At 36.2% G+C, this 24,851-nt stretch carries 29 protein-coding genes; 22 read left to right on the top strand and 7 right to left on the bottom strand.

What is annotated here, in order from left to right; all coding sequences use genetic code 11:
• Window positions 1–59 precede the first annotated feature (59 nt).
• From HMPREF2846_RS03785 to HMPREF2846_RS03750, 8 genes are all read left to right on the top strand, one after another.
• On the top strand, window positions 60–1,226 hold the full coding sequence (locus tag HMPREF2846_RS03785) for a galactokinase (protein ID WP_070625767.1): 1,167 nt from the start codon (window positions 60–62) through the stop codon (window positions 1,224–1,226).
• An 11-nt stretch (window positions 1,227–1,237) separates the two neighbouring features.
• The gene (gene galE, locus HMPREF2846_RS03780; protein ID WP_023014996.1) at window positions 1,238–2,230 is read left to right on the top strand and encodes a UDP-glucose 4-epimerase GalE; all 993 of its coding nucleotides are present in this window, start codon (window positions 1,238–1,240) and stop codon (window positions 2,228–2,230) included.
• Window positions 2,231–2,246: 16 nt separating this feature from the next.
• Complete coding sequence (galT, locus tag HMPREF2846_RS03775) at window positions 2,247–3,740, top strand: UDP-glucose--hexose-1-phosphate uridylyltransferase (protein WP_070625765.1); 1,494 nt, start codon at window positions 2,247–2,249, stop codon at window positions 3,738–3,740.
• A 140-nt stretch (window positions 3,741–3,880) separates the two neighbouring features.
• Window positions 3,881–4,645, top strand: a complete 765-nt coding sequence (modA, locus tag HMPREF2846_RS03770) for a molybdate ABC transporter substrate-binding protein (protein ID WP_070625762.1) — start codon at window positions 3,881–3,883, stop codon at window positions 4,643–4,645.
• 11 nt (window positions 4,646–4,656) lie between these two features.
• Window positions 4,657–5,328 (top strand): molybdate ABC transporter permease subunit, encoded by a 672-nt coding sequence (modB, locus tag HMPREF2846_RS03765; protein WP_002479606.1) that lies wholly within the window; start codon window positions 4,657–4,659, stop codon window positions 5,326–5,328.
• 1 nt (window position 5,329) lies between these two features.
• Window positions 5,330–5,950, top strand: a complete 621-nt coding sequence (locus HMPREF2846_RS03760) for an ATP-binding cassette domain-containing protein (protein ID WP_070625760.1) — start codon at window positions 5,330–5,332, stop codon at window positions 5,948–5,950.
• A 134-nt stretch (window positions 5,951–6,084) separates the two neighbouring features.
• Window positions 6,085–7,086, top strand: a complete 1,002-nt coding sequence (locus HMPREF2846_RS03755) for a ThiF family adenylyltransferase (RefSeq protein ID WP_070625757.1) — start codon at window positions 6,085–6,087, stop codon at window positions 7,084–7,086.
• A gap of 25 nt (window positions 7,087–7,111) precedes the next feature.
• A complete protein-coding gene (locus HMPREF2846_RS03750; protein ID WP_070625755.1) occupies window positions 7,112–7,621 on the top strand; it encodes a MogA/MoaB family molybdenum cofactor biosynthesis protein in 510 nt (169 codons plus the stop codon).
• Between the two features lie 299 nt (window positions 7,622–7,920).
• Here the strand turns inward: HMPREF2846_RS03750 and moaC are convergent, their stop codons facing one another.
• A complete protein-coding gene (gene moaC / locus HMPREF2846_RS03745) occupies window positions 7,921–8,400 on the bottom strand; it encodes a cyclic pyranopterin monophosphate synthase MoaC (protein ID WP_002479601.1) in 480 nt (159 codons plus the stop codon).
• 63 nt (window positions 8,401–8,463) lie between these two features.
• Here moaC and glp point away from each other — a divergent pair, with 63 nt between their 5' ends.
• From glp to moaA, 6 genes are read left to right on the top strand one after another with little or no spacing between them, the layout of a single operon-like run.
• Window positions 8,464–9,723 carry a molybdopterin molybdotransferase MoeA gene (glp, locus tag HMPREF2846_RS03740; RefSeq protein ID WP_023014991.1) on the top strand — a complete coding sequence of 420 codons (1,260 nt, stop codon included), beginning with the start codon at window positions 8,464–8,466 and terminating at the stop codon, window positions 9,721–9,723.
• Window positions 9,720–10,202, top strand: a complete 483-nt coding sequence (mobB, locus tag HMPREF2846_RS03735) for a molybdopterin-guanine dinucleotide biosynthesis protein B (RefSeq protein ID WP_057509892.1) — start codon at window positions 9,720–9,722, stop codon at window positions 10,200–10,202. The genes glp and mobB overlap by 4 nt, the downstream gene beginning before the upstream one ends.
• Window positions 10,199–10,654: a molybdenum cofactor biosynthesis protein MoaE gene (locus HMPREF2846_RS03730; RefSeq protein ID WP_002479598.1), complete on the top strand. Its 456-nt coding sequence runs from the start codon at window positions 10,199–10,201 to the stop codon at window positions 10,652–10,654. Before mobB ends, HMPREF2846_RS03730 begins: the two co-directional genes overlap by 4 nt.
• The gene (gene moaD, locus HMPREF2846_RS03725; RefSeq protein ID WP_002479597.1) at window positions 10,651–10,884 is read left to right on the top strand and encodes a molybdopterin converting factor subunit 1; all 234 of its coding nucleotides are present in this window, start codon (window positions 10,651–10,653) and stop codon (window positions 10,882–10,884) included. The genes HMPREF2846_RS03730 and moaD overlap by 4 nt, the downstream gene beginning before the upstream one ends.
• Before the next feature lie 4 nt (window positions 10,885–10,888).
• Window positions 10,889–11,491: a molybdenum cofactor guanylyltransferase MobA gene (gene mobA / locus HMPREF2846_RS03720; RefSeq protein WP_070625753.1), complete on the top strand. Its 603-nt coding sequence runs from the start codon at window positions 10,889–10,891 to the stop codon at window positions 11,489–11,491.
• A 45-nt stretch (window positions 11,492–11,536) separates the two neighbouring features.
• On the top strand, window positions 11,537–12,559 hold the full coding sequence (gene moaA, locus HMPREF2846_RS03715) for a GTP 3',8-cyclase MoaA (RefSeq protein ID WP_023014989.1): 1,023 nt from the start codon (window positions 11,537–11,539) through the stop codon (window positions 12,557–12,559).
• 71 nt (window positions 12,560–12,630) lie between these two features.
• On the opposite strand, the gene HMPREF2846_RS03710 is transcribed toward moaA, so the two are convergent.
• Window positions 12,631–12,975, bottom strand: coding sequence for a transcriptional regulator, SarA/Rot family (locus tag HMPREF2846_RS03710; protein WP_002479594.1), 345 nt, complete (start codon window positions 12,973–12,975; stop codon window positions 12,631–12,633).
• A gap of 305 nt (window positions 12,976–13,280) precedes the next feature.
• Here HMPREF2846_RS03710 and HMPREF2846_RS03705 point away from each other — a divergent pair, with 305 nt between their 5' ends.
• The 5 genes from HMPREF2846_RS03705 to HMPREF2846_RS03690 are packed head-to-tail and all read left to right on the top strand — an operon-like array spanning window position 13,281 to window position 16,569.
• Complete coding sequence (locus HMPREF2846_RS03705; protein ID WP_002479593.1) at window positions 13,281–14,138, top strand: ABC transporter ATP-binding protein; 858 nt, start codon at window positions 13,281–13,283, stop codon at window positions 14,136–14,138.
• The gene (locus tag HMPREF2846_RS03700) at window positions 14,135–14,866 is read left to right on the top strand and encodes an ABC transporter permease (protein WP_070625751.1); all 732 of its coding nucleotides are present in this window, start codon (window positions 14,135–14,137) and stop codon (window positions 14,864–14,866) included. Before HMPREF2846_RS03705 ends, HMPREF2846_RS03700 begins: the two co-directional genes overlap by 4 nt.
• Window positions 14,866–15,177 (top strand): hypothetical protein, encoded by a 312-nt coding sequence (locus HMPREF2846_RS13835; protein ID WP_141751858.1) that lies wholly within the window; start codon window positions 14,866–14,868, stop codon window positions 15,175–15,177. The genes HMPREF2846_RS03700 and HMPREF2846_RS13835 overlap by 1 nt, the downstream gene beginning before the upstream one ends.
• Window positions 15,161–15,967: a sensor histidine kinase gene (locus tag HMPREF2846_RS03695; protein ID WP_218086515.1), complete on the top strand. Its 807-nt coding sequence runs from the start codon at window positions 15,161–15,163 to the stop codon at window positions 15,965–15,967. Before HMPREF2846_RS13835 ends, HMPREF2846_RS03695 begins: the two co-directional genes overlap by 17 nt.
• Window positions 15,964–16,569: a response regulator transcription factor gene (locus tag HMPREF2846_RS03690; RefSeq protein ID WP_023014986.1), complete on the top strand. Its 606-nt coding sequence runs from the start codon at window positions 15,964–15,966 to the stop codon at window positions 16,567–16,569. Before HMPREF2846_RS03695 ends, HMPREF2846_RS03690 begins: the two co-directional genes overlap by 4 nt.
• Before the next feature lie 35 nt (window positions 16,570–16,604).
• Here HMPREF2846_RS03690 and HMPREF2846_RS03685 read toward each other — a convergent pair whose 3' ends face one another.
• Together HMPREF2846_RS03685 and HMPREF2846_RS03680 are read right to left on the bottom strand one after the other, a co-directional pair.
• Entirely contained in the window at window positions 16,605–17,753 is a 1,149-nt protein-coding gene (locus HMPREF2846_RS03685; RefSeq protein ID WP_052032787.1) for an MFS transporter, read from the bottom strand.
• A 58-nt stretch (window positions 17,754–17,811) separates the two neighbouring features.
• Complete coding sequence (locus HMPREF2846_RS03680; RefSeq protein WP_070625749.1) at window positions 17,812–18,228, bottom strand: MarR family winged helix-turn-helix transcriptional regulator; 417 nt, start codon at window positions 18,226–18,228, stop codon at window positions 17,812–17,814.
• Between the two features lie 259 nt (window positions 18,229–18,487).
• On the opposite strand from HMPREF2846_RS03680, the gene HMPREF2846_RS03675 reads away from it, so the two are divergent.
• Window positions 18,488–19,243 (top strand): VOC family protein, encoded by a 756-nt coding sequence (locus tag HMPREF2846_RS03675; RefSeq protein ID WP_023014983.1) that lies wholly within the window; start codon window positions 18,488–18,490, stop codon window positions 19,241–19,243.
• A gap of 3 nt (window positions 19,244–19,246) precedes the next feature.
• On the opposite strand, the gene HMPREF2846_RS03670 is transcribed toward HMPREF2846_RS03675, so the two are convergent.
• Entirely contained in the window at window positions 19,247–19,498 is a 252-nt protein-coding gene (locus tag HMPREF2846_RS03670) for a hypothetical protein (RefSeq protein ID WP_023014982.1), read from the bottom strand.
• Between the two features lie 120 nt (window positions 19,499–19,618).
• On the opposite strand from HMPREF2846_RS03670, the gene HMPREF2846_RS03665 reads away from it, so the two are divergent.
• Window positions 19,619–20,872 (top strand): lipid II:glycine glycyltransferase FemX, encoded by a 1,254-nt coding sequence (locus tag HMPREF2846_RS03665; protein ID WP_070625747.1) that lies wholly within the window; start codon window positions 19,619–19,621, stop codon window positions 20,870–20,872.
• A gap of 165 nt (window positions 20,873–21,037) precedes the next feature.
• Window positions 21,038–24,175 carry an efflux RND transporter permease subunit gene (locus tag HMPREF2846_RS03660; protein WP_070625745.1) on the top strand — a complete coding sequence of 1,046 codons (3,138 nt, stop codon included), beginning with the start codon at window positions 21,038–21,040 and terminating at the stop codon, window positions 24,173–24,175.
• A 72-nt stretch (window positions 24,176–24,247) separates the two neighbouring features.
• Here HMPREF2846_RS03660 and mspA read toward each other — a convergent pair whose 3' ends face one another.
• Together mspA and HMPREF2846_RS14345 are read right to left on the bottom strand one after the other, a co-directional pair.
• On the bottom strand, window positions 24,248–24,565 hold the full coding sequence (gene mspA / locus HMPREF2846_RS03655) for a membrane stabilizing protein MspA (protein WP_002479581.1): 318 nt from the start codon (window positions 24,563–24,565) through the stop codon (window positions 24,248–24,250).
• A 71-nt stretch (window positions 24,566–24,636) separates the two neighbouring features.
• Entirely contained in the window at window positions 24,637–24,804 is a 168-nt protein-coding gene (locus HMPREF2846_RS14345; protein ID WP_002479580.1) for an SE1832 family protein, read from the bottom strand.
• Window positions 24,805–24,851: the final 47 nt, after the last annotated feature.

Raw genomic sequence — 24,851 nt, 5'->3', positions numbered from 1 at the left:
AAACAAATAAACTTTAATTGTGTTTACTAATAAATTTACCTTGTGAGAGGAGTTATATTATGTTGGCATCTATGCAAACGCAATTTGAAAAGCATTTTGAAACAAAGCCAGATGTTGCCGCATTCGCACCAGGACGTATTAATTTGATCGGAGAGCATACAGATTATAATGGCGGTTATGTATTCCCAGCTGCTATTGAATTAGGCACATACGGTTTAGCACGTAAACGTGAAGATCGTACGATTCGTTTTTACTCTTTGAACTTTGAGGAAAAAGGTATTATTTCATTTTCATTAGATGATTTAGATTTCAATGCTGACCATAGTTGGGCGAACTATCCAAAAGGCATGGTTAAGTTTTTAATTGAAGCGGGTTACAAAATTGACTCAGGCTTTGATGTCATCGTTGAAGGTAACATTCCAAACGGCGCAAGTTTATCTTCTTCAGCTTCTATTGAAATGCTGACAGGTTGGTTAATGAAACAACTCTTTAACTTAGATGTAGAGCGCTTAGAATTAATTCAACTTGGACGTAAAGTAGAAAATAAATTTATCGGTGTCAATTCAGGTATTATGGACCAGTTCATTGTGGGTATGGGTCAAAAGGATCAAGCGATTTTATTAGATACGCATACGTTAGAGTATCATTATGTTCCAACTGAATTCGGAGATTACACGATTTCTATTATGAATACGAATAAGCGTCGTGAATTAGCAGAATCTAAATATAATGAACGGTTAGAAGAATGTCAGAAAGCATTAGCGTTACTTCAACAAGAATTGGATATTGAAGCGTTAGGACATTTAGACGTTGAAACGTTCGAAAAATATGCGCATTTAATTGAAGATGAAACGATACGTCGTCGTGCACGTCACGCAGTTACTGAAAACGCACGTGTTAAAGAAGCGTATGATGCTTTAGCGCAATCAGACTTTGAACGCTTTGGTGAATTATTAAACCAAAGCCATGCTTCATTGAAGGATGATTATGAAGTGACGGGCAAAGAGCTAGATACTTTAGCAGAATCTGCACAAAATGTTGATGGAGTCCTTGGTGCACGTATGACAGGTGCAGGATTCGCAGGATGTGCGATTGCTTTAGTTCATCAATCAAAAGTTAAAGATTTAGAAGATGAAGTCTCTCGTATTTATACAGACAAGATTGGTTATGCGCCATCGTTTTACCATGTCAATATCGGTGACGGCGTGAAAACAATCGAACTTTAAGGAGGAAAATCATGTCAGTTTTAGTATTAGGCGGTGCCGGTTATATCGGCAGCCATGCAGCGCATCAATTGATAGATGCTGGTTATGATGTCGCAGTGGTGGATAATTTAGGAACAGGTCATAGAGGTGCCGTGCCTAAAGCAGCACGTTTTTATGAAGGAGATATCCGTGACAGCGAATTCTTAAATCAAGTGTTCGCAACGGAAAATGTTGAAGGTGTCTTCCATTTTTGTGCTTATTCATTAGTTGGAGAATCGGTAGAGAAACCTTTAGATTATTTCAATAATAACGTCTATGGTATGCAAGTGTTGCTTGAAGTGATGAAAGCACATGATGTGAATGATATTGTCTTTTCTTCAACAGCAGCAGTTTATGGTGAACCAGATGTTGTCCCGATTACAGAGGATGCGAAAAAAGCACCGACCAACCCTTATGGCGAAAGTAAATTGATGATGGAAAAAATGATGCATTGGTGTCATAACGCATATGGTATGAACTATGCAGCATTACGTTACTTCAACGTCGCAGGTGCACGTGAAGATGGTACGATTGGTGAAGATCATAATCCGGAAACACATTTAATTCCTATTGTATTAGAAGCAGCGTTAGGACAACGAGATGCGATTACGATATTCGGTGTAGATTATGATACAGAAGATGGTTCATGTGTCAGAGATTATTTACATGTCACAGATTTAATTGAAGCGCATATTTTAGCGTATCGTTACTTAAAAGATGGCGGTGAGAGCGGCGCATTCAACTTAGGCAGCAGTCAAGGTTATTCTGTTATTGAAATTGTGGAAGCAGCACGCCAAGCGACTGGTGAAAAGATTAAATCAGAAATCGGCAAACGTCGTGCAGGTGATCCAAGTAAATTAATCGCTTCAAGTGATAAAGCACGTAACGTGTTAGGCTGGGAGCCGAAACATGATGATATTCATGAAATTATTGAAACTGCTTGGCATTGGCACCGCGCACATCCGAATGGCTACGAAGATAAATAAAAAGGGAGGCCGTATCATGAAGCTGAATCAACAGCTGATACAACGCTTTATTTCATATGCAGTAGAATATGGGGACTTTGAAAAGGAAGATGCTTTCTATATTCAAAACCTAGTGCTAGAGATTACACAAGCAGAAGATATCGAACATGAGGAGAGAGATATCTCAGAACTTGATACACCGAATGCGATTGCACAACACTGGATTAATCGAATGATTGAACATCACTTAATAGAAGATGCGGTATATCAAAAAGAAATGGTTGAAACGAAACTATTAGATTTAATCACACCGAAACCTTCAACTATTAATCGCAACTTTAGACAGTTGTATCAAGACAGCCCGGAGAAAGCGACGCAATATTTATATGATATTTGTATGCGCAACCACTATATTAAGGCAGATGCCATCGCACAAAATATTCATTTCTATACACCAACGAACTATGGTGACTTAGAAATTACAATTAATATGTCTAAACCTGAAAAAGATGCGAAAGAAATTGCGGCAGCAAGAGAAGCAAAACAAACAAGTTATCCTTTATGTGCGTTATGTATGGAAAATGAAGGTTACCAAGGTTCTGTAACCCAAGCAGCACGTCGTAATCACCGAATTGCGCGTATTAAGTTAGATGGAGAAGACTGGGGATTCCAATTTTCACCATACGCTTATTTCCCAGAACATAGTATCGTATTATCTGCACAACATGTGCCAATGAAGATCGGACGACAAACTTTTGTGAATTTATTAGACTTTGTGAAGCAATTTCCGCACTATTTTGCGGGATCTAATGCGGACTTGCCGATTGTAGGCGGTTCAATCTTGTCTCACAACCATTACCAAACAGGGCGCCACACTTTCCCGATGGATAATGCGACAGAAATAGAACGTTTTACTATTGATGATTATCCTGAAGTAGAAGCGGTGTTGTTAGATTGGCCGATGAGTGTAATCCGTTTAAAAGGTAATAATCAAGCACAACTCATTGATGCGGCAGAACATATTTTCAATCAATGGAATGCGTACAGTGATGAAAGTGTTCAAGTCAAAGCACAAAGTGAGGAGGGCGAACGTCATCATACCATCACACCGATTGCACGTTACCGTCAAGAAACAGGTCGTTTTGAATTAGATTTAGTACTAAGAGACAATCAAACATCAGAAGATTATCCAGATGGTATTTTCCATCCGCACCAAGATGTACAACACATTAAAAAAGAAAACATCGGTTTAATCGAAGTGATGGGAACTGCGATTTTACCAGCACGTTTAAAACATGAGCTTAAACAAGTCGAACAATATGTTTTAGGTGAAACTGATATAGATTTAGGTGTGCATCAAGATTTCGCAGATGAACTAAAAGAGAAACATCAATTTACACCTGAAAATGCTGAAGGTATTGTTTTAGATGCTGTAGGTCAGAAATTCAAACGTGTCTTAGAAGATGCAGGTGTGTTTAAACGTGATACTGAAGGCTTAGAAGCCTTTAAACGTTTTGTTCAAACTTTATAATTATAATCAAAAGGTCAATGTCATATTGGCCTTTTTTCTTGTGCGAATACAAAAGATAATGGTTAAATTCAAATTGGAATTTATGGACCGAAAGCGTATAATCGAGAGTGGATTAATCATTTTTAGGAGGCTTCTTCAAGATGAAGTTGAAATACTTTGCGGTTATACTGTTGAGCGTCTGCTTAGTTGTTGTTGGATGTTCAAATGATAAAAAAGAAACAAACAGTAATCAAAAAGAAAATACTTTACATGTCGCAGCTGCCGCAAGTTTAACGGATGTGACGAAAGATTTAGAAACAGCATTTAAGAAAAAACATTCAGATGTTGATATTACATTTAACTACGGCGGATCAGGATCGTTAAGACAACAAATTGAAAAAGGTGCACCTGTTGATGTGTTTATGTCAGCCAACACAAAAGATGTCCAAGCGTTAAAAGATAAGAAGAAAGCTGATAACACTTATGATTATGCGCGAAATCAACTTGTATTAATTGGTGAACAAGGCACTGATTTAAAATCAGTCAAAGGTTTAAAAGATGGACAAAAACTTGCGATAGGCGAAGTGAACTCTGTACCTGCAGGTAAATACGCAGAAGGTTACTTAAAAGACAATGGATTATACAGCAGCGTTAAAGATCATCTTGTCTTTGCGAAAGATGTCCGTCAAGTCTTGAATTATGTGGAAAAAGGGAACGCGCAACTCGGTTTTGTTTATAAAACGGATTTATATAAAAACAAAACTAAAAATGATAAAGTAAAAGAAATCGAATCGGTGAAATTAAAACAACCGATTGTTTATGAAGCCGGAACAACATCTGATAATAAGACAGCGAAAGCTTGGATTGAGTTCTTAAAATCAGATGAAGCGAAACAAATCTTAAAAGATTATCAATTTGAAGCGTAGGAGGAGTGGAAATGCCTGATTTAACGCCATTTTGGATATCAATTGAAGTGGCTGTAATCAGCACGATTATTGTAACAGTACTTGGGATTTTAATTTCAAGACTGTTATATCGACGTCGTGGACGTATTGTGACACTTCTTGAGAGTATTATTATCCTGCCGATTGTGTTACCTCCGACAGTCATGGGGTTCTTATTATTAATTGTTTTCTCACCACGAAGCCCTGTAGGCGCATTTATGACAAATGTTTTACATATGCCTGTCATATTCACAATCACTGGTGCAATTATTGCCTCTGTGATTGTCAGTTTTCCGTTAATGTATCAACATACGATTCAAGGTTTTAGAGGTATTAATCATAAAATGTTGAATACAGCACGAACAATGGGTGCAAGTGAAAATAAAATTTTCTTCAGACTGATTTTACCGCTATCAAAGCGTGCTATTTTATCTGGTGTGATGATGGCATTTGCGCGTGCAATCGGTGAGTTCGGCGCAACCTTAATGGTAGCGGGTTATATTCCAAATAAAACCAATACGTTGCCTTTAGAGATTTATTTCTTAGTTGAACAAGGCAAAGAGAACCAAGCTTGGCTATGGGTATTAGTATTAGTCGCATTTGCGATTACTGTTATTGGTACGATTAACTTAATGAACAAAGATCGTTATTTGGAGGTGGATTAAGATGTTGACCATCCAAATTACACATCAATTAAAAGGACAGTTACTGAAGTTAGATATTCAAGATACAGTACCTAAAATTTATGCGATACGAGGACCTTCAGGAGTGGGGAAAACGACTGTTTTGAATATGATCGCAGGCTTAAGGGCTGCAGATAACGCTTATATCAAAGTCAACGAACGTGTGTTAACGGATACGCAATCATCTGTGAATGTTAAAATTCAAGAGCGTCATTTAGGCTATTTATTTCAGGACTATCAATTGTTTCCGAATATGACAGTTTTTCAAAATATCACGTTTATGGCGCAACCTTCTGAACATATTACAGCGTTGATGCATCAATTAAACATCAGTTATTTACAAAAACAATTTCCAGCTAGATTATCAGGCGGGGAAGCACAACGTGTCGCATTAGCACGTGCATTAAGCACACGTCCTGATTTACTTTTATTAGATGAACCATTTTCTAGTTTGGATGATGCGACGAAAGAAGAAAGTATGCGTTTAGTGAAACGACTCTTTGATGAATGGCAAATCCCGATTATTTTTGTGACACATTCTAATTACGAAGCAGAACAATTGGCGGATGAAATTATAACGTTAAGTTCTGTACCAGCTGAATAATAAAAAGTTTCAATCCGGTCTGTCTTCTATTGGCATGACCGGATTTTAGGTGACATACTACAATTCGAACGATTGTAACACGTCTCTATTCGTCTTATAATAAAGACAATGCACTTTAAGAAAGGAATCGAAAGATGTCAGAACGTTATTCCAGACAAATTTTGTTTAAACATATAGGCAGAGAAGGCCAAGAGAAAATTGCGCAAAAACATGCGCTGATAATCGGCATGGGTGCATTAGGAACACACATTGCGGACGGTTTAGTCAGAGCGGGCATCAAACAGTTAACGATTGTTGATCGTGACTACATCGAGTTCAGCAACTTACAACGTCAAATGTTGTTTACAGAACAAGATGCGACAGACGCGATGCCGAAAGTGATTGCGGCGAAAGAAAAGCTGCAGGAAATCCGAAGTGATGTCATCATTGAGGCGCATATCGCTCAAGTCAATCCCCAGTTTCTAGAAACGCATGGAACTGAGGTAGATTTAATTTTAGATGCGACAGATAATTTCGATACACGTTTATTAGTGAATGATTTTGCGTATAAATATAATATACCTTGGATATATGGCGGGGTTGTACAAAGTACATATATCGAAGCATCTTTCATTCCTGGACAAACTCCGTGTTTCAATTGTCTGATGCCGCAATTACCAGTCATTAACATGACGTGTGATACAGTAGGGGTAATTCAACCAGCGGTAACCATGACCACGAGTTTACAAACACGTGATGCGTTAAAAATCCTGACTGAAACACCTTTTACGCCTAAATTAACTTATGGTGATATTTGGGAAGGGACACACTATACATTCGGGTTCAGTCGTATGTTTAAAGCTGATTGTCATACGTGTAGTGAACATGCGACCTATCCGCATTTAAATCATACTGATTTACAGTTTGCGACATTATGCGGAAGAGATACAGTTCAATACAATAATGAGGATATTACCCAGGAAATGTTGAAGGAATATCTTGAAACGCATCATATTAAGTATCATGCGAACCCTTATATGATTCGCTTCGAATTCAACAATCATCGAATCGTCAGTTTCTCAGGCGGACGCATGTTGATACATGGCATGACGAAACCTGAAGAAGCGATTAAATTAATGAACCAATTACTCGGTTGAGTAAAACACATAGGAGGCCTAATGAATGAAAAATGAACACGTGAATGTCAAATTAGATAGAACCATCAACGCAGCAGTCTTAACTGTGTCTGATACAAGAACAAAAGAAACAGATAAAGGCGGTAATTTAGCTAAAGAATTATTATCAGAGATTAATGTGGAAATTGCAGATGATCATTACACAATTGTCAAAGATGATAAACAAGCGATTACTGAACAAGTACAACAATGGTTGAATGAAGATGTGGATGTCATTATTACGACGGGCGGTACAGGTATCGCACAACGTGATGTGACGATTGAAGCAGTAACTCCTTTATTAACAAAAGAAATTGAAGGTTTCGGAGAGTTATTCAGATATTTAAGTTATGCTGAAGATGTGGGAACACGTGCTTTATTATCACGTGCTGTCGGCGGTACAGTAGGTGAACAATTGATTTTCTCATTGCCAGGTTCATCTGGTGCGGTAAGATTAGCGATTGAAAAATTAATTAAACCTGAATTGAATCATCTCATTCATGAATTAACAAAATAAAAGGCAATAAGAAGCGGTTAGATTTTACTCAGGTAGAAGACTAACCGCTTCTTCACTGTACTGTTTGATTGAATAAGGGAAAACACTGAAGCCAATCACTGATTTCATAAGATTTCATCAGTTTTTTCATCCATTCAGCCTATTTAACTTAAAGAATTCGCATTATATAATAGGAGTAACATGAAAAAAACGGAACGATTGTACGTTGTGACAGTAAAATCACAACGTCAATGGTTCCGTAGTGCTGTTGTGAAGTTCATGTTTACGTATAAAAAGGGTAAAACATGAACAACAACAGTTTATGATCTGCGGTAATCCCCGGATTTCCCGCCAGATTTTGAGATAAGGTAAGTTTCGCCGATGACCATCCCTTTATCAAGTGCTTTGGTCATATCGTAAACGGTTAAAGCCGTTGCTGAAGCGGCTGTGAGAGCTTCCATTTCTACACCGGTTTTACCTGATGTAGAGACTGTAGCTTCAATATTAAGTGTATATGACGATGTTGTATCCCATTCAAAGGCAATATCGATACCCGTCAGTGAGAGCGGATGACACATAGGAATAATCGTAGAGGTATTCTTAGCTGCCATGATTCCCGCGATTTGGGCAGTATTCAGCACATTACCTTTCTTATTTGTATGTTCTACAATTTGCTTGTAAATCGCTTCGTTAACAGTAATGCTTGAATGTGCTGTCGCAACACGTTTTGTGATGTCTTTATCAGAAACGTCGACCATTTTCGCATTACCTTGAGCGTTGATATGAGTAAATTCAGACATGTTATTCCTCCTCGCTTAGACATTATAGCATGAAATAAAATAGATGTTAGGAGCAGATAGTTTATGCCAGTTGAAAAAAGAAATCCAATTGCGGTAAAAGAAGCAATCAAACGTGTGGTAGCACAAGAATTTCGTACAGAAACACAACAAGTGCCTTTAAATGACAGTTTAGGATATATACTGTCTGAAGATATCGTGGCAACGTATGAAATTCCACGTTTTAATAAATCACCTTATGACGGCTTTGCGTTAAGAAGTGAAGATACAAAAGGTGCAAGCGGTGACAACCGTATTGAATTTGAAGTCATTGATCACATCGGTGCAGGCAGTGTGTCAGACAAAACAGTCGGACCGAACCAAGCTGTCCGTATTATGACAGGGGCAGAAATTCCAGCAGGTGCAGATGCAGTTGTGATGTTAGAACAAACACGTGAAGGTGAACATTCATTTACGATTCGTAAAACCTTCGAACATAATGAAAATATTTCATTAAAAGGTGAGGAAACAGAAGTCGGAGATGTCGTATTAAAAGAAGGCCAACGTATTAATGCTGGGGCTATCGCAGTACTTGCGACCTTCGGTTATACAGAAGTGCCTGTACGTCGCTTACCATCTGCAGCTATTATTGCGACAGGCAGTGAGTTATTAGATGTCGGTGATGAATTAGAACCAGGTAAAATCCGTAATTCCAATGGACCGATGATTCAAGGCTTACTAAATCAATTCGGCTTAGACTGTGAAGTTTATAAAATTCAAGAAGATGATTTCGACAGCAGTTTAGCAGTCGTTAAAGAAGCACTCGCTTCTCATGATATGGTCATCACAACAGGCGGTGTATCTGTTGGTGACTTCGACTATTTACCAGCTATCTACAAAGAAATCGGTGCAGAAGTATTATTCAATAAAGTACAAATGCGTCCAGGCAGTGTCACAACAGTTGCTGTCGCAAATAACCAATATTTATTTGGTTTATCAGGGAATCCATCTGCGTGCTATACAGGATTTGAATTGTTCGTAAAACCAGCAGTCTTAAATATGATGGGCGCGATTGAACGTTTCCCTCAAGTTGTAAAAGCCACATTGATGGAAGACTTCAAAAAAGCCAATCCATTCACACGTTTCATTCGTGCAAAAGCTACATTAAATGGTTTACAAACAACAGTAGTGCCTTCTGGTTTCAACAAATCAGGTGCGGTTGTCGCGATTGCACACAGTAATGCGATGATTATGTTGCCGAGCGGTACACGCGGCTTTGAAAAAGGCTACACAGTGGATGTCATTCTGACTGAAACAGATACCTTTGAAGAGGAATTAGCACTATGATTTTACAAATTGTGGGATATAAAAATTCTGGCAAAACAACCTTGATGGCAGAAACAGTTAAGTTTCTGAAAGCGCAAGGTTATCGTGTAGTGACGATTAAACATCATGGACATGGTAGTGAAGATATTACCTTACAAGCAGCAGAAGTCGATCATATGAAACATTTTGAAGCAGGGGCAGACCAAAGCATTGTGCAAGGTCATGCGTTAAGAGAAACAGTCACACGTACAACAGAACAAACTTTATCCCACATTATTGAATCAGCAGTCACGATTGATTATGATGTGTTACTAGTTGAAGGCTTTAAACAAGCGGATTATGATAAAGTGATTATTTATAGAGATGAAGCGGAATTAGTTTCTTTATCTGAGCTGAGTCATGTACAATATAAGTTACCGTTTCAAAAAAATACAAAGTTAAGTCATTTTAAAAAGTGGTTATTAACTTTTATCGATAGAAAAAAGGATGAGTCAAAATGAAACAATTTGAAGTTGTGACTGAGCCGATTCAAACAGAACCTTATCGAGACTTTACACTGACACCGCATCAAGGTGCAGTAGTGGTCTTTACAGGTCATGTTAGAGAATGGACAAAAGGCATTCGTACAGAACATCTTGAGTACGAAGCTTATGTGCCAATGGCTGAAAAAAAATTAGCTCAAATCGGCGATGAAATCAACGAACAATGGCCTGGCACGATTGTCAGCATTGTTCACCGTATCGGACCATTGCATATTTCCGATATTGCGGTATTAATCGCAGTTTCTTCACCACATAGAAAAGATGCCTATGCAGCAAATGAATATGCGATTGATCGTATTAAAGAAGTAGTGCCGATTTGGAAGAAAGAAATATGGGAAGATGGCGCACAATGGATCGGTCATCAACGTGGTTACCATGAAGATGCCATTGAAAGGGGGCAAACAGAATGAAAGTCCTTTATTTTGCGGAGATTAAAGAAATCTTACAAAAAGGTACAGAAGAATTTGAACTAGAGAATGAAATGACAGTAGAGGCGTTTAAAAAATATTTATTTGAAACGTATCCAGAAATCAGCGGCAAACAATTCCAAATCGCCTTGAATGAAGAATTTGTGCCAAATGATGAAATGATTCAACCTTCTGATGTCGTTGCGTTGATTCCACCGGTAAGCGGAGGTTAAGAAAGTGAAAGCAATTATTTTAGCAGGCGGACGTTCAGAACGTTTCGGTTCGCCTAAGGCATTTGCGAGGCTCAATGATAAAATGTTTTATCAACATATTATCGAAGCCTTGAATGAAGCCAATATGTTTAATGAGATTATCATTAGTTCTAGTGCGGAATTGGCTGATCAATTTGAAGATGTCAAAGTGGTCGTAGATGATGAAGAACATCAAGCGAAAGGACCGCTTTCAGGCATCTACTCAGTAATGAAGCAAGATTTTGAAGCAGAACTATTCTTTGTGATTTCAGTAGATACACCGTTAATCACAGAAAAAGCTGTCAGCACGTTATATCAATTTATGGTTGAACATGTCATCGAAGATCAGTTAGATATTGCGGGGTATGAAGAAGAGGGGTATCCGATTCCTACTATCGCATTTTATAGTCCGACGTGTTTACCAGTCATTGCACGTGCACTAGAATCTGATGATTATAGTATGAAACATGTTTATAATCAAGTCGCTTCTGATTGGCTGGATGTTCATGAGGTTGATACAAGACCTGATTGGTACCAAAATATTAACTACCAAGATGATTTAGCCAGAGTCAGAGATCAATCGCTTTGATGAGATGTATCAAGCGATAAGAGAGAAAGAAAAGGGGGTCAAAAGATGGTAAAACAAATAACAGATAAATTAGGTCGCCCGATTCGTGACTTAAGATTATCCGTGACAGATCGCTGTAATTTCCGCTGTGATTATTGTATGCCTAAAGAAATTTTCGGCGATGACTTTGTCTTTTTACCCAAAGATGAATTATTGACTTTTAGTGAAATGGAAAGAATTGCTCGCGTATATACTCGCCTAGGTGTGAAGAAGATTCGTATCACTGGCGGGGAACCTTTAATGCGTAGAGATTTATATAAATTAATTGCCGCTCTTAATGAAATCGACGGTGTAGAAGATATTGGTCTGACTACCAATGGTCTATTGTTGAAAAAACATGGACAAAAACTTTATGATGCAGGATTAAGACGTATCAATGTCAGCTTAGATGCTATTGATAACGAATTATTCCAATCTATCAATAACCGTAATATCAAAGCAGATACCATCCTAGAACAAATTGATTATGCAGTATCAATCGGTTTTAAAGTGAAAGTGAACGTTGTTGTGCAAAAAGGTATCAATGATGACCAAATTATCCCAATGATTCAGTACTTCAAAGACAAAAATATTGTTGTAAGATTTATTGAGTTTATGGATGTCGGCAATGACAATGGTTGGGACTTCAGTAAGGTTGTCACAAAAGATGAAATGCTTGCGATGGTCGAAGATGAATTTGATATTGAAGCGGTTGAACCGAAATATTATGGTGAAGTCGCAAAATATTATCGTCATAAAGATAACGGAGCACAGTTCGGTTTAATTACGAGTGTTTCTCAGTCATTCTGTTCAACATGTACGAGAGCACGCTTATCTTCTGATGGTAAATTCTATGGCTGCTTATTCAGCACAGTCGATGGATTTAACGTCAAAGAATTTATGCGTTCTGGTAAAACGGACGATGAATTACAAGCGAAATTCGAAGAGTTATGGCATATTCGTGATGACAGATATTCAGATGAACGAACTGAACAAACGGTCGCAAATCGCAGACGTAAGAAAATTAATATGAACTATATCGGCGGTTAAGTCGAATGAAATATATAATAAAAAGCACGTCTTTCTGATTTTTTTCGGAAAGGCGTGCTTTTTCATAATGATTACTTTGCGAAGGTTTCAAATTCTTTGATGACAGATGCGACGAATTCACGTTGTGTCTTATCTAATAAATAAAAGACTTGGCGTTCATCAGTTTCTGAACGCTCTTTTGCGATCAGTTCTCTTTTATAAAGTTTTCTTATTAATACATCAATTTTACTCGTATTCCATTTCATGTCGTAATGGAGGGTATCCCTCAATACTTTACCTGTAATTTTGTCAGTACCATTGAAGCGGTATAAAATAATGAACTCCTCCATGGTAAGATGATGTTCTGCTTTTAGCCAATATTTAATCTGGCTAAGTTTACATTCTGTCTCAATTAAATGATCAATTGTCTTTGACATTGATATTCCTCCTCTTGCCCTTTCATAGTTGTATTCCCCCAGGAATAATAATTATTTTACTTATTATATTATATAACGAATTTCAATATAAATCTATTCTCTTTAATTTACTATAATAGTAAAAAAAGTGCGTTATCACGGAAATTATGAACCGAAATTGAATATGTTGAAAGAAAAGTTGATTCAAGTGCTAAAAGTATAAAACAAGAAAATGACAAATGTCATAGAGAATTTATGACAAACGTTACTATGTTTACAATTTTTAAAAATATATCATTAAATCAAGGAAATAAAGAGGTGATTAAATGATAAAAGTAAACGGTGTAACTAAATCATTCCACAATACTAAAGCAATAGATCATGTTTCATTTGAAATAAAAGAAGGAGAATGTATCGCTTTAATAGGCGTAAATGGAGCAGGTAAGTCCACATTGATTGATTTGATTTTAGGTAATTTAGTTCCAGATGAAGGGCGTATTGAAAGGGATTCTGCTATACAAAATAATATCGGCGTATTATTTCAAAAATCAATCTTTAATGAATGGGTCAAAGTAAAAGAACTCTATGCGTTTTATTCATCGGTTTATAAAAAAGCGTTAGATTACAACAAGTTTAAAACATTGACCCAGTTTACTGATAAACAATTAAATCAATACGCGACTAAATTATCTGGAGGTCAACAACGTTTATTAGATTTTATATTGATGTTAACAGGACAACCTTTATTAATATTTTTAGATGAGCCGACGTCTGCGATGGATGCTAAAACGAGACGTTATTTCTGGAACATCATAAATGATTTGAAGGCTCGAGGTATTACCATATTATATACGACGCATTATATTGAAGAAGTAGAGAAGGTTGCGGATCGCGTTATCGTATTGAAACAAGGAAAGATAATGAATGATAGTTCACCTTCACAATTAAAACACCTTGATAAAACATCAACGATATATCTACCTGAACAATTTGAGTCAATCATTCAAAATCAAACTCAATTAAGTTATCAAAAGGATCAAAGTGAACTTCAAATCAAAACAGATGAGGTTCAAAAAGTTTTACAACAATTGATTGAAATAGATATAGATTTAAATGAGTTAGAAATTAAGAAAAGTTCATTAGAAGATTATGTATTTGAAAGTGAAGGGGAGATTCTATCATGATTTTTAAATATTTGAAATTAGATTGGACAATCACTTTGCGACAAAAAATATATCTTATTCTTTCAGTAGGGATGCCGTTAGTATTTTTCTTGATTTTCACTTCATTAACTAAAGTACCACAATCAGAAGCCAATCAAATTTATAAAGAAAGTTTGATGAGTATGACGGTCTTTAGTTTAACTAGTTATTGTTTGTTGACCTTCCCTGTTGAATTAGTACAGGATAAACAAAACGGATGGCAGAAAAAACTTTTTGCGACACCGATGACACCCATTAAATATTATGTAGCTAAAGTATTCAAAATCATGAGTCTTTTTTTATTTTCAATTATTCTGATGTTTAGTGTTGGAGGAATGATTAGACACATTCATATGTCTCTTAATGAATGGTTAGTATCAGGATTATTATTATGGATTGGATCCAGTTTATTTTTGTCCATAGGGTTATTACTGGCACAACATAAAGATGTGAAGCAAGCAAGTAGTATAGGTAATTTATTGTATCTTGTTTTAGCGATTGTGGGTGGATTATGGTTTCCTATTAGCTTGTTTCCTCAATGGCTAGCTTCTATCTCTCGATATATGCCGACCTACCGATTAAAACAGCTAGGATTAGATTTTATTCAGCATCAAACGATTAATATAGCGGCACTTGGTTTTCTTTTGGGGTATTGTATACTATTTATAATCATTGCTTTAGTTATTCAAAAGAAATCGGACGTGATGTAATGTCTTTTTTGCTTAGAAAAATAAAAGGAAACCCAATGGGCGTTGCGAGTTTTATTTACTTGTTGTTTCCAATTATCGCTTTATTTTATCAAGACATCAAAGGACCTAAAGTAATTGCTGTTATAGTGATTGCTGTATTCATAATTAATTATGGTATTTTAATTTTATCTGATGTTTATCAGTTTAAAGTGAAGCGGTTGATTGTATGGATGATTTATTTGATCGGCACACTTTATTTTTGTTGGGCAATGGGCAGCACATTTATCATGTTTTTCTTTTTTTGGTTCTTATGTGTTGCCGTATGTTTATGAAGCGACTGTAAAGTCAGTGGAAAGTATACTATTTTATATTGCTTTACTCATCGCATCTGGTCTTTCATTATACTTACTTCCAAAAGCTTTACCAATAGTTATCGTACTGATTCTTGTTGTAATCATTTCGTTGTTCATTAACTTTAGATTTATCGAAAATAAAAAAGTAAGGGCGCAAATGAAAGAGAAAAATCGTCACATCAATTTATTGATTGCTGAACAAGAACGTCAAAGAATCGGCCAAGATTTACATGATACGTTAGGTCATGTATTTGCCAGCTTGAGCATAAAATCTGAGCTTGCTTCTAAATTGATAGATCAAAATCCAGAAAAAGCCAAAGAGGAAATGTTAGCAGTTAATCAACTTTCTAAAGAGGCATTAAATAAAGTCAGAACTATTGTAGAACACCTGAAATTTCAAGATTTTGAAGAAGAAGTGAAGTCTGTAGATCAACTATTAAAACAAGCAGATATTACTTTTGATTTTGAGGGACAATCCATTGCTAGAACATTAAATAAAGGACAACAGTCTATATTAGCTATGCTATTGAGAGAAGCGGTCAATAATATTATTAAACATGCACATGCGACAAAAGTAACTGGTACATTAAAAGAAGCGCAACACATCATTACGTTGATAATTAGTGATAATGGCAAAGGTATCAGTAAACCTGAAGCTACACTGCATAGTATAAGAGAGCGTGCAGCATTATTAGATGGTGAAGTTACAATAAAATCTGAACAAGGTGTTACATTAATGATTCGAATTCCACGAGGTGATAATTTATGATAAATGTTGTTCTAGCTGAAGACCAAGAAATGCTGAGAAAAGCGATGGTTCAACTTATAGAGATGGATGGAAATATAAACATTATTGCTGATACTTCAAGTGGAGCAGAGGCATGGCAAATGATTGAATCCAATCAGCCTGACATTGCAATTCTAGATATTGAAATGCCGGAATTAACAGGTTTAGAAGTATTGAATAAAATAAGAGAAGCAAAGTTAAATACAAAAGTCATTATTGTAACGACGTTCAAAAGACCAGGTTATTTTGAAAGAGCAGTCGCAAATGATGTAGATGCTTATGTATTAAAAGAACGGTCCGTAGAAGAACTGATTCAGACCATGCATAATGTTATGGCAGGACAAAAAGAATATAGTGAAACATTGATGACTACATATTTTAATGAGAAAAATCCATTAACGCCTTCAGAACAATTAATACTGAAAGAAATTGGCAATGGTTATTCAAGTAAAGAAATTGCACAAAAGCTTTTTCTTTCAAACGGGACAGTTCGTAATTATACTTCTGTCATTATTGATAAAATGGAGACAGAAAATCGTTTTGATGCGTGGAAAAAAGCTATTGAAAAAGGATGGATTATATAAAAAAGTGCAGACCGTTTTGATCTGCACTTTTATAATTAAGCACGTTCTAAATATTTTACTTTGCGGCCATGTAGGACATAGTAAAGTCCTGCGGTAATAATAGTTAATATAGCCATGAAGCCATAAAGTTGTGCATAAGTAATAGATGAAGTGAAGACACCTAATACAGAAGGGCCGAAGCCGATACCGAAATCAATACCGATAAAGAAAGTAGAAGTGGCTAGGCCATATTTTTCTGGTGTCGTAACTTTGATCGCAATAGCTTGCATAAGTGATGATAAGTTACCGTAACCTACACCTAACGCTGCACCTGCAAGTAATAACATCCAGCCTGAATGTGCAAAGAATAAAAGCACAAAGCTGATAAGTAAGAAGAAATAAGATGGATAAACTACAACGTTTTCGTTTTTGTTATCCATTAAACGACCTGTAATTGGACGTGTGACTAATGATGTTAAGGCATAGAAAATAAAGAAGTAACTTGAAACTGCGACTAGATTGCGCTCTTCTGCGAAGAATTTTAAGAATGTCAGAATAGATGAGTAAGTCACACCAGTTACTAAAATTACAATCGCAATCGGTACTGCATCTTTAGCGATAAATTGACTTAAGCTGAAACCTTTTGATGGTTGAGTTTCAGAAACTTTAGTTGTTTCAAAATTGATATGAATGAAGAATGATAAAGCTAAACCAATGATACCTAATACTAAGCATAAAGCGAATAAGACATCAATGGAGTATTGATTTGATAATAATAAACCAAAGAAAGGTCCGACAGCTGTTCCGAGAACTAAACTGAGAGAGAACATGCTGATACCTTCACTTTTACGTTCAGGTGGTGTGATGTATGCAGCTATTGTTCCTGTCGCAGTAGTCGCTACTGCTGTCGCAACACCATTAATTAATCTGGTAAACATTAAGAAACCTAATGAACCTTCTATAAAGTAAAGGGCTTGCGTTACGATAAGAAAAATCAATCCTATAATTAATGTACGTTTAGGTCCCATCGCATTGACATATTTTCCTGTAATAAAACGGCCGATTAATGAGCCGACAATAAATAATCCGGTTACTAATCCGGATAAACTATCTGAAGCGCCAAATTCGTTTTTACTGTAGCCTGCAATGACAACGATTAACAGATACATACAAAGATAAACGAAGAAGTTGACGATAAAGTTCATATTGAAACTTTTAGTCCATATTGGTGCGTGTTGAGAATGATCCACGCGAAATCCCTCCTTAAAACTGATGTTTGATAGCTTTGAGCGTTCGAATGGTTTGCTCGATATCATCTTGACTAAGACCTGCTTCTTCAACGATTTGTTGTTGAAGAGCTGTTACTTTTTCGATGACTTCGTGGTAAATCTGATTACCTTTGTCTGTCAGACTTAATAGTTTTTGTCTTTTATCTTCCCCTGGTGTAACAGTCAGCAAGTCGTGTTCATGTAACACTTTTAATAATTTACGTGTTGATGGTTTTTCAATACAACGACGTTTAGAAATTTCGACAAGTGTTGTCGGTTCATGTAAGTAAATATCCTTTAGAACTAAAAATTGAGCAGTATGTAGCTGATACTGATCAAGTAAAGGTTGAACGCTTTTTACATAAGGTCTATATAATTCAGTAAAGCTATTAAATAATTGATTGATTTCCATGTTGTAGCTCCTTAAATTAAGATAGAGGTTGAGACCTCAGTAAAACGTCACAACCTCATATATAAACGAAATCAGTTTGATTTTTTTGCAGGGTAATTGATTGATTTCGTTAAAAAGGTTAGCTAAGCTAACTAATTTACTTTACTATTGTAGAAAATTCTCAAATAAAAATCAAGAGATTTTTTGAAATTAGTCTTTCAAAAGGCAATTCGATTCATAATTTGATAAGATGAAGAAAAATGAAGAGAGGATGGTCTAAATGGTTCAGTTGAAATTTGATCATATCATCCATTATATCAAGCATATTGATGAGTTTGAGTATCCAGGAGAAGTAATGAAGTTATCACCAGGCGGCTTACACAATCGCTATGGTACATATAATAAATTGGTTTATACAGATTTGGCTTATATTGAAATTATCGGTGTAAACGATGAAGAAAAGTTGAAGAAGGTTATTAAATCGAATGAAGGACGTGTATCTTTCGTTGCGAAAATCGTACAAGATAATTTCGAACAAGGCTTTAAAGCAATCGCCTTACGCACAAATGATTTAGACAAACTTAAAGATGAGTTTGAAGCGAAAGGGTTAGATGTCGTAGGACCAATTGAAATGGGCCGAGAAAATAAAAAAGGTGAACAAACGTCTTGGCGTTTATTATATTTGAATCAGCCGGATGCGAAATTGAAACCGCCGTTCTTTATAGAGTGGAATAAGTCAGAAGAAGAACGTGTTGAGGCGTTAGAAAATAGATTTCAACCGCAATTCAAAATAAAAGCCATTGAAATTCAAACCACACAACAAGCGTTAGTGGTCAATCAATGGCGGGATTGGTTTGGTATGGAAGTGGTATCTGAAAATGAAGAAATCACAACTTTAAAATTGCCTGATGAAGCGATTGAATATCGTATTCAATCAGGACGCAAAGACAAGTATGCGATTGTTATTCAAGATACAACCGCCGAAACACCTTATCATATCGTGACACGCGGTGGGGCTTATCACTTCGAACCTTAAAGTTTAGTACACATAATGATAAACTGCGTTCGCAATCATAATCGCATAAGTTAAAGCGATTAAGAATAAGATAATTGCTAGCCACATATCAACACGTGATTTACGCAATAAGACAAGATAAACAGCAGTTACTATAGAAAATGCGGTAAAGAATACACGCAAGCTGAGATTGTCTATTTGAACATGGTTGACTAATGTTATACTAATCACAATGATATTTAAAATAATCATGATAATTAAAAAGATATTTCTCACACTTTTCACCTCTGAATCTTTATAGTTTATAGGGTTACGTGAGGATACGACATGAAAGTCACTTAGTTTCATTGTATAATAAGTAGATAGTGTAAGGAAAATAAAGGAGATTTTTATTTTATGGAAAAGATGAATATCACGAACCAAGAACATGATGCATTTGTTAAATCTCATCCCAATGGTGATTTGCTTCAACTCACACAATGGGCAGAAACGAAAAAGCTGACTGGTTGGTACTCTAGACGTGTCGCAGTAGGTGAAGATGGAAAAGTTAAAGGTGTCGGTCAATTATTATTCAAGAAAATACCGAAACTACCTTATACACTTTGTTATGTCTCTAGAGGGTTCGTCGCAGATTATGATGATAAAGCAGTCATCGAAGCCCTCCTTCAATACACAAAAGAAATTGCTGAAGATGAAAAAGCCTATGCGATTAAAATCGATCCAGATGTAGAAGTGGATAAAGCAGGGGATGCTTTAGGTAATTTAAGACAATTAGGATTCAAACATAAAGGATTCAAAGAAGGCTTATCAAAAGATTACATTCAACCACGTATGACAATGATTACACCGATTGATAAAACAGATGATGAATTGATTCAAAGCTTTGAACGTCGTAACCGTTCAAAAGTACGTTTATCATTAAAACGTGGAACGAAAGTAGAACGTGCAGGTCGCGATCAACTTAAAATCTTCGCAGACTTGATGCGTATTACTGGGGAACGTGATGGTTTCTTGACACGTGATATCAGCTACTTTGAAAATATTTACGATGCATTATATCCTGACGGCGACGCAGAGTTATTCTTGGTTAAATTAGAACCAAAACCTGTATTGGCAGAGTTAAAAGGTGAAAATGCAGAAGTTGAACAAGATATTGAACGTCTGAAACAAAAGAAACAAGATAAAAAGACGTTGAATAAAATCAAAGATGCTGAAGCTAAAATTGCGCGTAACCAAAAATTAATCGATCAAATGGAAGAACTATACCAACGTGAGCCAGAAGGTGTTTATTTATCAGGCGCACTGCTTATGTTCTGTGGCCACAAATCATATTACTTATATGGTGCATCTTCAAATGATTATCGTGATTTCTTGCCGAACCATCATATGCAGTTTGAAATGATGCGTTATGCGCGTGAAAAAGGCGCTACAACATATGATTTCGGCGGTACAGATAATGACCCGGATAAAGACTCAGAACATTATGGTTTATGGGCATTTAAGAAAACATGGGGTACGTATTTAAGTGAAAAAATCGGTGAGTTTGATTATGTCTTAAATAAACCATTGTATTATATGATTGAAAAAGCAAAACCAGCATTAACAAAAGCTAAAATCAAAGTTTCTCGCAAAATAAAAGGCAGAAAATAATACAGTTAGACAACATATTTTCATAAGTATAGATAAAGGGGTTGAGACTAAAATTAGTCTCAATCTTTTTTCTTGGAAAAACCTAAAATGTTGAGTGAAATCAACGACCTTTTAAGGCGGGGTGTGTTAAATTTAAAGTAACGAGAAATGAGGAGGAAAGAGCGCATGATTAATCGTTTGCTGAAGTTCTCTTTAGGCAATAAATTCGCTGTATTTTTAATGGTTGTATTAGTCATCTTGGGCGGTGTCTATTCCAGTGTAAAAATGCGTTTAGAATTATTGCCTGATGTAGAAGAACCGATGATATCTGTCAATACTGTCTTACCGGGTGCTACACCTCAGACAGTACAAGAGGATATCAGTGATAAAATAGATAATCAAATCAGAGGCATGGCGCATGTCGAAAATGTCAAAAGCCAATCGTTAGAAAATGTTTCTATGGTCCAAGTCAGCTATGAAGATGGTACAGATATGGATAAGGCTGAAGAAGCATTAAAGAAAGAAATTGATAAACTTAAACTCACAGAGGATGCAAGGGAACCTGAATTAATGAGGAACAGTATGAATGCATTCCCTGTAGTTGTTTATTCATTTTCAGATAAAAATGGAAATTTAGAGAAAGCGACGAAAGCGATTGAGAAACAACTCATTCCGAAATTAGAAACTGTTGACGGTGTTCAAAATGTACAAATGAACGGTCAAACTGCACGTCAAGCAACGATTAAATTCAAACAAAGCGAATTACAAAAACGTGGTATGAGTGCTAAAGGTGTGGAGGACTATATTAAAAATGCTTCTGGCAAAACACCTTTAGGTTTATTCCAATTCGGTAAAAAAGAAAAATCCATTGTAGTGAATGGAGAATTCACTTCAGCAGATGCATTGAAAAACTTTGTAATTCCTGTCAGCGCAGCACAAGGAGAACAAGGCCAATCTGGGTCAGATGAAAGTTCAATGATGTCACAAGGTTCACAAGGACCACAAAGTAATGACATGGTGAAACTTTCAGATATCGCCGATGTAAAAATCGGACAAGAACGTGAGTCAATCTCCAGAACGAACGGTAAAGATGCGATTGATGTTCAAATCGTAAAAGCACAAGATGCCAATACTGTTCAAGTGAAAAAAGATACAGATGCGAAAATTAAAGCGTTTGTGAAAGATAATAAAGATTTAGCACAAACTAAGATTATGGATACCGCAAAACCAATCCAAGATTCTATTTATACAATGCTTGAAAAAGCGATTCTTGGTACGATAGTTGCGATTATTGTCATCTTATTATTCTTACGTAATATCAGAACAACAGCAATTTCAGTCGTTTCAATTCCAATGTCGTTATTAATTGCGATGATTGCCTTGAAGTTATCAGATGTCTCATTGAACATCTTGACTTTAGGTGCATTAACCGTCGCAATCGGACGTGTAATTGATGACTCTATTGTTGTTATTGAGAATATATACAGACGGATGTCCGATCCGAAAGAGCGAGAGAGCGGAGACAACTTGGTTATCAGCGCGACAGCTGAAGTATTCAAACCGATTATGTCTTCTACACTTGTAACGATTGTCGTCTTCTTACCATTAGTCTTTGTGGCTGGTTCAGTCGGGGAGATGTTTAGACCATTCGCACTCGCAATTACATTTAGTTTATTAGCATCATTACTAGTGTCTATCACTATTGTGCCGGCATTAGCTTCAACATTCTTTAAAAATGGTATCAAACAAAAACGTCAACGTTCGTTAGGTGCAGTAGGCCGAGGATACAAAAAAGTATTGAATTGGTCGTTAAACCATAAATGGATTGTCTTAATTATAACGACTGTTATTTTAATCGGCAGTATCGGATTAGGTGCTGCGAAAATAGGAACGAGCTTTATTTCCACAGGTGAAGATAAATTCATGGCGTTGACTTATACACCAAAACCTGGTGAAACAAAAGAACAAGTACTAAAAAATGCTGAACAAGTTCAAAAATATCTTAACAGTAAAGATAAAGTGAAGAAAGTTCAGTATTCACTAGGTGGTGCATCACCAATTGATCCGACAGGCAGTACAAACAATATGGCTGTGATGATTGAATATGCGAGTGATACGAAAAACTTTGATACAGAACCAGACAGAGTATTAAAACATATCGCAGGCTTTAAACAAGAAGGCGAATGGAAATACTTAGACATGGGTACTGGTGGCGGCAATAATGAAATTGAAGTCAAAGTATCTGGTCCATCAGGTCATGAAATCAAAGACACAGTGAAAGCAATCGAAGATAAAATGAAACAAACATCAGGTGTAGTGAACGTTAAATCCGATTTAACTGAAGTCTATGACCAATACACAATTGATGTTGATAAAAACAAAGCAACCGAAAAAGGCTTGTCAGCGGGTCAATTAGCGATGGGCTTAAATCAAAACATTCCAGAAACAACACTGACAACGATTAATGAAAAAGGTCATAAAGTCGATGTAAAAGTTGAAAAAGAAAAACAAACGAACTGGACCAAAGAGAAATTAAACAATCTTGAAATTCCGACACCGACAGGAGAAATGGTTCAGCTGAAATATATCGCAACATTAAAATCAACACAAACACCAAGTAAGTTGATTAAAGAAGATGGCGACTATACTACAACTGTAACAGGTAAAATCAGCGGTAAAGATGTCGGCGGTATTTCAATGAAAGTGATGGATAAAGTAAATAAAGTCGATAAACCAGCGAATGTTAAAATCAATTCAGGCGGTGCGACAGATGACATTAATAGAGCGATGACGCAATTAAGTCTAGCAATGATTGCGGCAGTTGTAATTGTCTATCTTGTACTCGTATTAACATTCAAAGGCGGCTTAGCACCATTTACCATCCTATTCTCACTTCCTTACATTGTGATTGGTGTGGTGTTAGCTTTAGTATTCACAGGAGAAACACTTTCTGTACCAAGTATGATCGGGGTCTTAATGTTAATAGGTATTGTCGTAACCAATGCGATTGTACTCATAGACCGAGTTATCAATAATGAGCATAAAGGTATGGAAATGAAAGAAGCGTTGTTAGAAGCGGGCGGAACGAGAATACGTCCAATCTTAATGACTGCACTTGCGACAATTGGCGCACTTGTACCGATGTTATTCGGACAAGACAGCTCTATCTTGATTTCCAAAGGTTTAGCCGCAACTGTAATAGGCGGATTGGTTTCTTCTACTATTCTTACACTGATAGTAGTACCAGTTATTTATGAAATTCTATTTACGCTGAAAGATAAAGTAACACATATGTTTAGCTCAAAACGTAAAAAAGAGAATTAAGTTTAAAATTTAAATAGCTAATCAAAAAAGTCCCTCAGCTCGTATAATACGCAGCTGAGGGGCTTTTCTTTCTTAATATAATACAAATGTTAAAATAGTACTGATCACGAAAATTAAAAGGGTCATCACATTTAATAAGAAGACACCTTTTTGATCGCCTTTTGAATACTTGAAGGCTGTAATCTCCACATTACCTACAAGCATCACAATGACCGCAAACTCCCACCATGCTACTGGAGGAACTGTTAAGTTAATCATTGCGACAATAAGGATGAGTAATCCACCCATGACCATGCGTAAAACACTACTGTAGATTGTATTCATTTTATAAATACTGATATAACTTACAAATAAATACAAAACGGGTAGTAATAATAGATAGAGTTGCATCGCGTGTACTTCCTTTCTGATAATCGCAAAACACGTTGAATCATGGCGTGTTTCTATTCAAGATGTCGATTTTATTGCTGTTTTATTTGTGAACGGACGTGTGCGATTTCATGTTCGATTTGTTCAAGCTGTTTAATCAATGGATCGACTTCTTGACCTGTTGATTCACGCTTTTCCAAATCGTCTTGCAGACGTACGTAATCTTGTTTTAATTCTGCTAATTGACTTTCTAAATCCAAAAGATACACCACCTTATTGATTTTTATTATCAATAATAATAGTATAT

Origin of the sequence: Staphylococcus sp. HMSC056G08, from assembly GCF_001812305.1 — a bacterium.
Classification (GTDB): Bacteria; Bacillota; Bacilli; order Staphylococcales; family Staphylococcaceae; genus Staphylococcus; species Staphylococcus simulans.
Note: the sequence above shows the minus strand (reverse complement) of the source record. Positions and strands in the feature narration are given on the sequence as shown.